11 protein-coding genes are annotated in these 11,406 nt (G+C 70.2%); 5 read left to right on the top strand and 6 right to left on the bottom strand.

Annotated elements, in window-relative coordinates; all coding sequences use genetic code 11:
• Positions 1 to 164 precede the first annotated feature (164 nt).
• The 6 genes from rsmG to rpmH all read right to left on the bottom strand — a co-directional run bounded on the left by rsmG (position 165) and on the right by rpmH (position 3,712).
• Positions 165 to 881, bottom strand: coding sequence for a 16S rRNA (guanine(527)-N(7))-methyltransferase RsmG (rsmG, locus tag OG448_RS15480; protein ID WP_030806030.1), 717 nt, complete (start codon positions 879 to 881; stop codon positions 165 to 167).
• Between the two features lie 117 nt (positions 882 to 998).
• Complete coding sequence (locus tag OG448_RS15475; RefSeq protein ID WP_405554394.1) at positions 999 to 1,511, bottom strand: protein jag; 513 nt, start codon at positions 1,509 to 1,511, stop codon at positions 999 to 1,001.
• Between the two features lie 15 nt (positions 1,512 to 1,526).
• Positions 1,527 to 2,819 carry a membrane protein insertase YidC gene (gene yidC / locus OG448_RS15470; RefSeq protein WP_405554392.1) on the bottom strand — a complete coding sequence of 431 codons (1,293 nt, stop codon included), beginning with the start codon at positions 2,817 to 2,819 and terminating at the stop codon, positions 1,527 to 1,529.
• 3 nt (positions 2,820 to 2,822) lie between these two features.
• Entirely contained in the window at positions 2,823 to 3,185 is a 363-nt protein-coding gene (gene yidD / locus OG448_RS15465) for a membrane protein insertion efficiency factor YidD (RefSeq protein ID WP_086691980.1), read from the bottom strand.
• Positions 3,182 to 3,553, bottom strand: coding sequence for a ribonuclease P protein component (gene rnpA / locus OG448_RS15460; protein ID WP_405554391.1), 372 nt, complete (start codon positions 3,551 to 3,553; stop codon positions 3,182 to 3,184). Before rnpA ends, yidD begins: the two co-directional genes overlap by 4 nt.
• Positions 3,554 to 3,574: 21 nt before the next feature.
• The gene (rpmH, locus tag OG448_RS15455) at positions 3,575 to 3,712 is read right to left on the bottom strand and encodes a 50S ribosomal protein L34 (protein ID WP_003975051.1); all 138 of its coding nucleotides are present in this window, start codon (positions 3,710 to 3,712) and stop codon (positions 3,575 to 3,577) included.
• A 405-nt stretch (positions 3,713 to 4,117) separates the two neighbouring features.
• Between rpmH and dnaA the strand changes: the two genes are divergently transcribed.
• The 5 genes from dnaA to OG448_RS15430 all read left to right on the top strand — a co-directional run bounded on the left by dnaA (position 4,118) and on the right by OG448_RS15430 (position 11,273).
• Positions 4,118 to 6,067, top strand: coding sequence for a chromosomal replication initiator protein DnaA (gene dnaA, locus OG448_RS15450; protein WP_405554388.1), 1,950 nt, complete (start codon positions 4,118 to 4,120; stop codon positions 6,065 to 6,067).
• A gap of 1,299 nt (positions 6,068 to 7,366) precedes the next feature.
• On the top strand, positions 7,367 to 8,497 hold the full coding sequence (gene dnaN, locus OG448_RS15445; RefSeq protein WP_030806004.1) for a DNA polymerase III subunit beta: 1,131 nt from the start codon (positions 7,367 to 7,369) through the stop codon (positions 8,495 to 8,497).
• A gap of 170 nt (positions 8,498 to 8,667) precedes the next feature.
• Complete coding sequence (gene gnd / locus OG448_RS15440; RefSeq protein ID WP_391297193.1) at positions 8,668 to 9,546, top strand: phosphogluconate dehydrogenase (NAD(+)-dependent, decarboxylating); 879 nt, start codon at positions 8,668 to 8,670, stop codon at positions 9,544 to 9,546.
• Positions 9,547 to 9,618: 72 nt separating this feature from the next.
• Positions 9,619 to 10,740, top strand: coding sequence for a DNA replication/repair protein RecF (gene recF, locus OG448_RS15435; RefSeq protein WP_405554385.1), 1,122 nt, complete (start codon positions 9,619 to 9,621; stop codon positions 10,738 to 10,740).
• Entirely contained in the window at positions 10,737 to 11,273 is a 537-nt protein-coding gene (locus OG448_RS15430; RefSeq protein WP_405554384.1) for a DUF721 domain-containing protein, read from the top strand. The genes recF and OG448_RS15430 overlap by 4 nt, the downstream gene beginning before the upstream one ends.
• Positions 11,274 to 11,406: the final 133 nt, after the last annotated feature.

Raw genomic sequence — 11,406 nt, 5'->3', positions numbered from 1 at the left:
CCGCGGCTGATGATGCCGTGCAGCAAGGAGCGACGTTTCACGTGAAACACGATGCACAGCCGCGAGGACCAGTGCTCTGCGACACTCCGGCCCGCCCAGCCGACTAGCCCGGCCGGGAAAGAAAAATGCGCCCCCGGCGGCAGCCAGGGACGCACTCTCAGGACTCAGCGACGCCGACGCGTCCGGCTCGTCCGGGCTGCCTTGGCTCGCTTGGCGGCGAAGCGGACACCACCCGGGCTCTCACCGACCTCCACCCGGACCACGGTGGACAGCGGGTCCACCACGCCCTCGCCGACCTGGAGGACGGAGGTGGAGACCGCGCCGAGCTTGCTGAGAGCGGTGGATGCCGCCTTCAGCTCCTCCTCGGCCGTGTCGCCCTTCAGCGCCAGCATCTCGCCGTAGGGCCGCAGCAGCGGGATGCCCCAGGCGGCCAGGCGGTCCAGCGGGGCCACGGCGCGCGCGGTCACCACATGGACCGGCGGCACCTTGCCCAGCATCTCCTCCGCGCGCCCGCGGACCACGGTGACATGGTCCAGGCCCAGCAGCTCCACGACCTCGGTGAGGAACGTGGTGCGCCGCAGCAGGGGCTCCAGCAAGGTGATGTTCAGGTCGTCCCGGACCAGGGCCAGCGGAATGCCCGGCAGTCCCGCACCCGAGCCGACATCGCACACCGTCACCCCCTCGGGGACGGCCTCGGAGAGCACCGCGCAGTTCAGCAGGTGCCGCTCCCACAGCCGTGGCACCTCCCGCGGGCCGATCAGACCACGCTGGACGCCTGCCTCGGCCAGCAGCTCCGCATAGCGGACCGCATCCTCGAAGCGATCGCCAAACACTTCCCGCGCCTGTTCGGGCGCGGGGGGAAGCTCCGCTGCCTCCGTCACGGGGACCGTCCTTCCGTACCGCGCCGGTGCTTCACGCACCGGCCCTCAGAACTACCAGGCTGACAAAGTTCGGCCCCGTCTGTTGGTCAGACGGGGCCGATGGAACCATGAGGCCGATCAGGCGGGCAGCACGACGACGAACCGCTGGGGCTCCTCGCCCTCGGACTCGCTGCGCAGTCCCGCGCCCTTGATCGCGTCGTGGACGACCTTGCGCTCGAACGGGGTCATCGGCTTGAGCTTCACCGGCTCGCCGCTGCTCTTGACCTCGGCCGCCGCCTTGGCGCCCAGCTCGGCAAGCTCGGTGCGCTTCTGCGCCCGGTAGCCCGCGACGTCCAGCATCAGCCGGCTGCGGTCACCGGTCTCGCGGTGCACGGCCAGGCGCGTCAGCTCCTGGAGGGCCTCCAGCACCTCGCCGTCCCGGCCGACCAGCTTCTGCAGATCGCGGCCCGGCGCGTCACTGATGATCGAGACAGAGGCGCGGTCGGCCTCCACGTCCATGTCGATGTCGCCGTCGAGATCGGCGATGTCCAGCAGACCCTCGAGGTAGTCCGCAGCGATCTCACCCTCCTGCTCCAGGCGGGTGAGGGTGTCTGCACCCTCGGCGGCGGCGGTGGTGGTGCCTTCCGTCACGGGATGGGCTCCTTCTTACTTCTTGGACGAGGACTTGGGCCGCTGGCCACCCTTGCGCTGGCCGGACTGGGCCTTGCTGCGGGTGCCGGAACCGGGCTTCGGAGTCTGCTTGGGAGGCGCGGGCGCGGCGTCCTGCGGCTCCTCGGACTTGGTCAGCGAGGGCGTAGCGGACGCGGGCTCATCGTCCGCCTCGGCCTCGTGCGGCTGCTTCTGCCCCGACTGGCGCTGGGACTTGCTCTGCCGCTTGGGCTGCTGACGGCGCGGGGCGCCGACGGCGGCGGTGGGCGTGCCGTCCTCGGTCTGGGCGACGGCCTGGCTGTCGCTCTTGACCACGTTGCCGTCGGCCTGGGCCGTGAGGCCGGCCTTGGTGAGGGAGTTGATGAACTTCCGCTCGGCCTCGTTGCGGTCGCGGCCCTTGGCGACGATCGCCTTGACGATCACCCGGGCGCTGCGGCTGCGGACCTTGCCGTGGTGCGTGACGTGACCGGTCAGGCGCTCCAGGTAGGCGGCCTGCGCCTTGGAGCCCGGAGTCGGGTTGTTGCGGATGACGTACATCTGCTGGCCCATGGTCCACACGTTGGTGGTCAGCCAGTAGATGAGGACACCGACGGGGAAGTTGATGCCGAAGACGGCGAACATGATCGGGAAGACGTACATCAGCATCTTCTGCTGCTGCATGAACGGGGTCTTCACCGAGGTGTCGACGTTCTTCGTCATGAGCTGGCGCTGCGTGTAGAACTGCGACGCCGACATCATGATGATCATGATGGCGGTGACGACCCGCACATCGGTGACCGTGGCGTGCAGGGCAGCCAGCGTGTCGGCGTTGTCCTTGAACTTCGCCGCCAGCGGAGCACCGAAGATGTGGGCCTTACGGGCGCTCTCCAGCAGCGAGTCGTTGATGACGCCGATGGTCTTGCCCGACGCGATGCCGTTGAGCACGTGGTACAGGGCGAAGAAGAACGGCGACTGCGCCAGGATGGGAAGGCACGAGGAGAGCGGGTTGGTACCCGACTCCTTGTACAGCTTCATCATCTCTTCGGACTGGCGCTGCTTGTCGTTCTTGTAGCGCTCCTGGATCTTCTTCATCTCCGGCTGGAGCGTCTGCATCGCGCGCGTCGCCTTGATCTGCTTCACGAAGAGCGGGATCAGGCAGATGCGGATCAGGACCACCAGGGACACGATGGACAGGCCCCAGGCCCAACCCGTGTCCGGGCCGAAGATGGCCCCGTACACCGTGTGGAACTGGACGATGACCCAGGAGACGGGTGTCGTGATGAAGCTGAAGAAGCTGGCAATCGTGTCCACTAATCATGCTCCTTGGGCATGGGACGAGGTCTCTGCGGCCGGGCCCGAAGGTGGCTCGGAAGAAAGCTTCGCCTCGGTGGCCGGTTCGGCGGAGTTCCCGCCCTTGCGTGCGCCCCAGGCGTTGCGCAGCATTTCGTGCCACCGCGGGCGCTTGCGCGGCGGGACATGGTCCACACCGCCCAGCGACCACGGATTGCAGCGGAGAATGCGCCAGGCCGTGAGAGCTGTTCCCTTGATGGCACCGTGCCGGTCGATGGCCGTGTAGCCGTAGTGGGAGCACGACGGGTAGTACTTGCACACCGGCCCCAGCAGCGGACTGATCGTCCACTGGTACAACTTGATCAGAGCCAGTAGCGGGTACTTCATCGCGTGCCCCCTCCCAGTAGCCGCTGGATAGCGGCGTCCAGGTCTTGGGCCAGCCGTGCGTGGTCCGCGTCGCCCGATCCGGGCAGCGCGCGTACGACTACCAGGCTACCGGGGGGAAACAGGGCGACTCGGTCACGCATCAGGTGACGCAGTCTGCGCTTGACGGTATTGCGGACGACCGCGTTGCCCACGGCCTTGCTCACGACGAAACCCGCACGCGTCAGGGAAGCGCTCTCCCCAGACGCGTGCGGGTCCGTGGCACCGCTACGAAGGTGGACGACGAGAGTCGGGCGACCGGCCCGGCGTCCTCGTCGTACCGCGGATGCGAAGTCCTCGCGCCGCCTCAGCCGGTTTTCGGGGGGCAGCACGATGTCATGACCTGATCGGGATCAGGCGGACAGACGGGCGCGGCCCTTGCTGCGGCGGGTCGCCAGGATGGCACGGCCGGCACGGGTACGCATACGAAGCCGGAAGCCGTGGGTCTTCGCGCGACGACGGTTGTTCGGCTGGAAGGTGCGCTTGCTCACTCGGGGGCTCCAGAAGAAATCGGTAGTGGCGGGGTGCCGTCCTGGCTGTCACCGTGCGCCCACGAGTAGCTCGCGTCACGCCCGAGTGCACCGCTTCCCGATCACCTGAAGCGATCTGTGCCCATCGGAGGCAGGCGGCAGCAGCCATCGACAACTCGACCTGGTTACGGTACGCGCGGCTACGCCATCCGGTCAAACCGGCGCCCGTCGGGGGAGACTGTCCACAGGCTGGGGACAACAACTTGAACCCTACCCGCCGCCCTGACTACCGTGGCTGGACTCCGATTCGTTCCCTTGTCCCCGCACGACCGGGATTGCCCGGCCCAGTCCGGCCCGTCCACCCGATTTTCATCCCGACCCATCCCACAACCACACGTTCGTGGGACCTGCGAGAGAGCGTGCCCCGTGGCTGACGTACCTGCCGATCTTGCCGCAGTGTGGCCACGCGTACTGGAGGAACTCCTGGGCGAGGGCCGGGGCCAGGGCGTCGAGACCAAGGACGAGCACTGGATCAGGCGCTGCCAGCCGCTGGCCCTGGTCGCGGACACCGCGCTGCTCGCCGTGCCGAACGAATTCGCCAAGGGCGTACTGGAAGGCCGCCTGGCCCCGGTCGTCAGCGAGACCCTGAGCCGCGAGTGCGGCCGCCCCATCCGGATCGCCATCACGGTGGACGATTCCGTCGGCGGCCCCCCGGCCCCCCAGCCGTCCGGCGGCCACGAGCAGCCGGACTCCCGCGACCAGCGCGACCAGGGCGCCCCGCCGCGCTACGAGGAGCCGGAACTGCCCTCCGGCCCCTACGAGGGCTACGGCCGCCACCGCGCCGACGACCAGCAGCGCCCGGGCGACGGCCCGGCCGGCCGCGGCGAGCGCCCGCCGACCGGGCGCGAGGAGCGGATGCCGACGGCCCGCCCGACCTACCCGGCCGAGTACCAGCGCCCCGAGCCGGGCGCCTGGCCGCGCTCCGGCCAGGACGACTACGGCTGGCAGCAGCCCCGCCTCGGCTACCCCGAGCGCGACCCCTACGCCTCCCCGTCCCAGGACTCCTACGGCGGCGCGCCGGACTACCGCGCACCCGGCAGCGAGCGCCAGGGGTACGAGCAGCAGCGCCCCGGCTACGACGCCCCGCGCCCGGAGTACGGCGCGCCGCGCGCCGAGTACGACCAGCGCGACCCGGTCCGGCGCGAGCGGCCCGAGCCGCCCTCCGACAGCGGTGCCGGGCGGCGCGGCGGCGGGACCGGGCGTCCCGAGCTGCCGTCCACCGGCCGCGGCGGCGCCGGCTCGTCGTCCTCCCCGTCCCCGAGCACCGGGGGCCCCGGTGAGCCGACGGCGCGACTGAACCCGAAGTACCTCTTCGACACCTTCGTCATCGGCGCCTCGAACCGCTTCGCGCACGCGGCCGCGGTGGCCGTCGCCGAGGCGCCGGCGAAGGCGTACAACCCCCTCTTCATCTATGGGGAGTCGGGGCTCGGCAAGACGCACCTGCTGCACGCGATCGGGCACTACGCGCGCAGCCTGTACCCCGGCACGCGGGTGCGGTACGTCAGCTCGGAGGAGTTCACCAACGAGTTCATCAACTCCATCCGCGACGGCAAGGGCGACAGCTTCCGCAAGCGGTACCGGGAGATGGACATCCTGCTCGTCGACGACATCCAGTTCCTCGCGGACAAGGAGTCGACGCAGGAGGAGTTCTTCCACACCTTCAACACGCTGCACAACGCCAACAAGCAGATCGTGCTGTCCTCCGACCGGCCGCCCAAGCAGCTCGTCACGCTGGAGGACCGGCTGCGCAACCGCTTCGAGTGGGGCCTGATCACCGACGTCCAGCCGCCCGAGCTGGAGACGCGGATCGCGATCCTGCGCAAGAAGGCGGTGCAGGAGCAGCTCAACGCCCCGCCGGAGGTGCTTGAGTTCATCGCCTCCCGGATCTCGCGGAACATCCGCGAGCTGGAGGGGGCGCTGATCCGGGTGACGGCGTTCGCCTCGCTCAACCGGCAGCCGGTGGACCTGGGGCTCACCGAGATCGTCCTCAAGGACCTGATCCCCGGCGGCGAGGACTCCGCCCCGGAGATCACGGCGACGGCCATCATGGCGGCCACCGCGGACTACTTCGGGCTCACGGTGGACGACCTGTGCGGCACCTCGCGCGGCCGCGCGCTGGTCACCGCCCGGCAGATCGCCATGTACCTGTGCCGCGAGCTGACGGACCTGTCGCTGCCGAAGATCGGCGCGCAGTTCGGCGGCCGGGACCACACCACCGTCATGCACGCGGACCGCAAGATCCGGGCGCTGATGGCCGAGCGGCGCTCGATCTACAACCAGGTGACCGAGCTGACGAACCGCATCAAGAACGGCTGACCCAGCCGCGTACGGGCTCTGAGGGCGCTCCGGGAGGTCTCCGGGGCGCCCTTCGCCGTTCCTCCTGCGGGAAGCATCTACGGGAGAGAGGGCTGGGGGACCGCCCGCCGGGCTGGAGAGGCGGTGGAGGGCACCCGCGGCAACCTGAGGCGCCGCTTGCCCCGCCCAGCCCCCTCAGAGCCCGCCGCTCGCCCTCGTGTCACCCGCCGACAGGCGGAGCCGCACCACCCCACGACCGCCCGGCGCCCGCACCATCCCACGACCACCCCCGCCGCCGTCCTCTTCGCCCGCCCCGCGCCTCGTCACGCCCACCCTCGCGGCATGGCCCGGTCCCCAGATCCGCCTCCGAGCACCCGCCCGCACCCACGACCGGCCACCCCCAAAGCCCGTCTCGGAACACCCGCCCGGCCCCCGCGATCGACCTCCGAAGCTCCCCAGAAACCCCGCCGACCCCCGCCCGAACCCCCGATCGGAGCCGCTCGAGCCCTCCGCGGCCCCTCCCCGCCGCCCAAACCCCGTGTCCCACCAGCAACCTTGTGTTCGATTCCCCGCCGGGTTACGGCCTCCCTCCACAGATTTCCCGACTTTCTTCCGCCCACAGGCTGGGGACTGCGAAGTTGTCCCAAGCTGCGTCCACAGGGAGTCTGGGGGTTGGACATCCGCCCAGCTCAGAGGGCTGTGGATTCGTGGACGAACGATCTCCACAGGGTGTGGACAAAGACTCCGTCCACACCCTGTGCGTAACTTTGTCCACGGCTCGGCCCACAGGTTGGGGGCGGTTGTCCCCAACAGAGGCCTGCTTCTCCACATCACTGTCCACTGTTCGGCAACATCACGGGCCCGGTCACTGCGTCGAGTGAAAGCCGTCACACGAAACTGCCAACAGCCCCTGTGGGAAACGACGCCAAACCTGGGGACGTAGCTGGGGAGAACTCGCCCTGTCCTGTGGGCGGTGTGTGCAGAACTTTCTGTTCTCCACAGAGAGGCCGAGTTGTCCACCGGCTCCGCCCACAGGGGCAGTGGATAAAATTTGGGGCCTGACCTGGGAAAACGAGGTTATCCACGGTATCCACAGGCCCTACTACTACTCCCGACTAGAGAGAGCTAGGAATCCGTTTCGAAGCGGGGCCTGTGCACAACTCGCTGTTTCGCGCTCGGCTGCCCCTCGGCCCGACTTGACCCCGACCGGCACCTGCTGTCAGCGCGGTGCGTCAGACTGGTCACCGGTGTCCTTCCCCTCGCAACGGGAGGCGATACCGAGTCGGAGGACTCAGAAGCAACAGCAGGAGGCGGCTTACGGTGAAGATCCGGGTGGAACGCGACGTACTCGCGGAGGCAGTGGCGTGGGCGGCACGCAGCCTCCCGGCCCGTCCGCCGGCGCCTGTCCTCGCCGGCCTGCTGCTGAAGGCCGAGGAGGGCCAGCTCAGCCTGTCGGGCTTCGACTACGAGGTCTCCGCCCGGGTGGGCGTCGAGGCCGAGGTCGAGGAGGAGGGCACCGTCCTGGTCTCCGGCCGGCTGCTCGCCGACATCTGCCGCGCGCTGCCCAACCGCCCGGTGGAGATCTCCACGGACGGTGTGCGGGCGACCGTGGTCTGCGGCTCCTCGCGGTTCACGCTCCACACCCTGCCGGTGGAGGAGTACCCGGCGCTGCCGCAGATGCCGACCGCCACGGGCACCGTCCCCGGCGAGGTCTTCGCGGCCGCCGCGTCCCAGGTGGCCATCGCCGCCGGGCGCGACGACACGCTGCCCGTCCTCACCGGTGTGCGCATCGAGATCGAGGGCGACACCGTCACCCTGGCCTCGACCGACCGCTACCGCTTCGCGGTCCGCGAGTTCCTGTGGAAGCCGGAGAACCCGGACGCCTCCGCGGTCGCCCTGGTCCCGGCCAAGACGCTGCTGGACACCGCCAAGTCGCTCGGCGCTGGTGACAGCGTCACCCTGGCGCTCTCCGGCTCCGGCTCCGGCGAGGGCCTCATCGGCTTCGAGGGCGCCGGCCGCCGCACCACCACGCGGCTGCTCGAGGGCGACCTGCCGAAGTACCGCACGCTGTTCCCGACGGAGTTCAACTCGGTCGCCGTGATCGAGACCGCCCCCTTCGTGGAGGCCGTCAAGCGCGTCGCCCTGGTCGCCGAGCGGAACACCCCGGTGCGGCTGAGCTTCGAGCAGGGCGTGCTGATCCTGGAGGCCGGCTCCAGCGACGACGCACAGGCTGTGGAAAGGGTCGACGCCCAGCTCGACGGCGACGACATCTCGATCGCCTTCAACCCGACCTTCCTGCTGGACGGTCTGAGCGCCATCGACTCCCCCGTGGCCCAGCTCTCGTTCACCACCTCGACCAAGCCGGCGCTGCTCAGCGGCAAGCCCGCGCTGGACGCGGAGGCGGACGACGCCTACAAGTACCTGATCATGCCGGTTCGCCTGAGCGGCTGAGCCGGGCTCCCCGGCACAGGGCCAGTGACCACGGCCCTGGTGACAAAAGCCCAGGTGGGGACGTACGTATGAGCGCGTATACCCACAGTTGTGCATGACGGGTCGCCGTTAGGCTCGGTGCCGGGCACCCACGTGCCCGGCACGCCACACAGCGACCTAAGGAACAACTGATGGAGCTCGGTCTCGTCGGCCTCGGCAAGATGGGCGGCAACATGCGCGAGCGCATCCGCCGCGCAGGCCACACCGTCATCGGATACGACCGCAACGCGGACCTCGCGGACGTCCACAGCCTCGAAGAGCTTGTGGGCAAGCTCAGTGCCCCGCGCGTGGTCTGGGTGATGGTCCCGGCGGGCGAGGCGACGCAGGCGACCGTCGACCGGCTCGGCGAGCTGCTGGAGCCCGGCGACGTGGTCGTGGACGGCGGCAACTCCCGCTGGACGGACGACGAGAAGCACGCCGAGGAGCTGGCGGCCAAGGGCATAGGCTTCGTCGACTGCGGCGTCTCCGGCGGCGTCCACGGCCTGGCGAACGGCTACGCGCTGATGTACGGCGGTGACGAGGAGAACGTCGCCAAGGTGCGGCCCGTCTTCGACGCGCTGAAGCCCGAGGGCGACTTCGGCTCCGTACACGCCGGCAAGGTGGGCGCGGGCCACTTCTCCAAGATGGTTCACAACGGCATCGAGTACGCCATGATGCAGGCGTACGCCGAGGGCTGGGAGCTGCTGGAGAAGGTCGACTCCGTGGAGAACGTCCGCGAGATCTTCCGCTCCTGGCAGGAGGGCACGGTCATCCGCTCCTGGCTGCTCGACCTCGCCGTCAACGCGCTGGACGACGACGAGCACCTGGAGGGCCTGCGGGGCTACGCGCAGGACTCCGGTGAGGGACGCTGGACGGTGGAGGCCGCGATCGACAACGCGGTACCGCTGCCCGCGATCACCGCGTCGCTGTTCGCGCGGTTCGCCTCGCGGCAGGACGACTCGCCGCAGATGAAGATGATCGCCGCGCTGCGCAACCAGTTCGGCGGCCACGCGGTCGAGAAGAAGCCGTAACGAGGAAGAAGAAGTAGTCCACAGGGTCGCGCCCGCGATCCACAGGCTGTTGAGGGAGGTCGGCGAACGACCATGCACGTCACGCATCTTTCGCTGGCCGACTTCCGCTCGTACGCCCGGGCCGAGGTTCCGCTCGGCTCGGGCGTCACCGCCTTCGTGGGCCCCAACGGCCAGGGCAAGACCAATCTCGTCGAGGCCGTCGGCTATCTGGCCACCCTCGGCAGCCACCGGGTCTCCGCCGACGCGCCCCTGGTCCGCATGGGCGCCGAGCGTGCCGTCGTCCGGGCCCAGGTCCGCCAGGGCGAGCGGCAGCAGTTGGTGGAGCTGGAGCTGAACCCCGGCCGCGCCAACCGGGCCCGGATCAACCGGTCCTCGCAGGTCAGGCCGCGTGACGTGCTGGGCATCGTGCGGACCGTGCTGTTCGCGCCCGAGGACCTCGCGCTGATCAAGGGCGACCCGGGTGAGCGCCGCCGCTTCCTTGACGAGCTGATCACCGCGCGCGCCCCGCGCATGGCGGGCGTCCGCTCCGACTACGAGCGGGTGCTCAAGCAGCGCAACACCCTGCTGAAGTCGGCCGCGCTCGCGCGCCGGCACGGCGGCCGCTCCATGGACCTCTCCACCCTCGACGTGTGGGACCAGCACCTCGCGCACGCGGGCGCCGAACTGCTCGCCCAGCGCCTGGACCTGATCGCGGTGCTCCAGCCGCTCGCCGACAAGGCGTACGAGCAGCTCGCCCCCGGCGGCGGCCCCGTCGCACTGGAGTACAAGTCCTCCGCGCCCGGCGAGGCGCACACCCGCGAGGAACTCGCCGAGCAGCTCCTGGCGGCACTCGCCGAGGCGCGCAAGCAGGAGATCGAGCGGGGCGTGACCCTGGTCGGCCCGCACCGTGACGATCTGGTGCTCCGCCTCGGCCGCCTCCCCGCCAAGGGCTACGCCTCGCACGGCGAGTCCTGGTCCTACGCGCTCGCGCTGCGCCTGGCCTCGTATGACCTGCTGCGTGCCGAGGGCAATGAGCCGGTGCTGATCCTGGACGACGTCTTCGCCGAGCTGGACGCGCGCCGCCGGGAGCGGCTGGCCGAGCTGGTGGCGCCCGGCGAGCAGGTGCTGGTGACGGCCGCGGTCGACGACGACGTGCCGCACGTCCTGGCGGGTGCCCGGTACGCGGTCTCCGACGGCACGGTGGAGCCGGCATGAGCGACGGGGGCGAGCAGGACCGCAAGGCGCCGGAGCCGTCCGGTGTCGACCTCGCGCGCGTGGCGCTGCGCGCGGCGAAGGAGCAGGCACGCGCGCGTGGGGACGCGGCGCGGCAGAAGAAGCAGGCGCGGCGCGGTGGTGGCCTGCGCTCGGGCGCGCGGGCTGACGGCCGCGACCCGATGGCGCTGGGCGCGGCGATCAACCGGCTGCTGAGCGAGCGCGGCTGGGAGGCCCCGGCGGCCGTCGGCGGCGTCATGGGCCGCTGGCCGCAGATCGTCGGCGAGGACCTGGCGAAGCACTGTGTGCCGCAGCGGTACGACGAGGACGAGCGGGTGCTGTCGGTCTCCTGTGACTCGACGGCGTGGGCGACGCAGCTCCGGCTGCTGGCGCCGACGCTCGTGGCCCGGCTGAACGAGGACCTCGGGCACGGCACGGTCCGGATGATCAAGGTGAACGGTCCGGGCGCCCCGGTGCGCCGTTACGGCCCTCTCAGGGCCCCCGGAAGCGCCGGTCCGGGCGACACCTACGGGTGACGTACCTCACGTCTGACCAGTGAGGCGCAAGGGCACTCCACGGCCGTACGGGTGTACGGATCACCGGCCGATCATGGGCTGACCCCCCGATGGACAAGGGCTGACGGCCCGAAGCCCTGAGCGCCGCTGTGAG

Origin of the sequence: Streptomyces sp. NBC_01171 (assembly GCF_045039805.1) — a bacterium.
GTDB lineage: Bacteria > Actinomycetota > Actinomycetes > Streptomycetales > Streptomycetaceae > Streptomyces.
Note: the sequence above shows the minus strand (reverse complement) of the source record. Positions and strands in the feature narration are given on the sequence as shown.